We start from the raw sequence: 295 nt of genomic DNA on the forward strand, positions 1-295 counted from the left end.
ACCTTCAGTCTCAGTATCAGACCGGGGATATCAGTGAGGATTTTTACAGACAGGCGCTGGCGCAGAATGCACAGTATCTGAGTGAACGTCTGAAAGAGCAGGAAGCCTTTTATGCCGAATCGGATGTGCAGCGTGCGGACTGGCAGAAAGGGCTGCAGGAGGGATTCAGTAACTGGGTGGACAATGCATCCGATTACGCCTCTCAGGCAGCACAGCTGGCAACGGAGGGGATTTCAGGACTGGTGAATAACATCACGGAGATGCTGAACGGAAACAAAGTGGAATGGCGCAACTG

The 295-nt window shown here is 52.5% G+C and carries 1 protein-coding gene; it reads left to right on the top strand.

Going from position 1 to position 295, the window contains the following annotated elements; all coding sequences use genetic code 11:
* Positions 1 to 295 (top strand): phage tail tape measure protein (locus tag HEN33_RS25775; RefSeq protein ID WP_172839248.1); only part of this gene is annotated, 295 nt, incomplete at both ends.

The sequence above is a fragment of the Escherichia sp. 94.0001 genome, assembly GCF_013369155.2.
Classification (GTDB): domain Bacteria; phylum Pseudomonadota; class Gammaproteobacteria; order Enterobacterales; family Enterobacteriaceae; genus Escherichia; species Escherichia coli_F.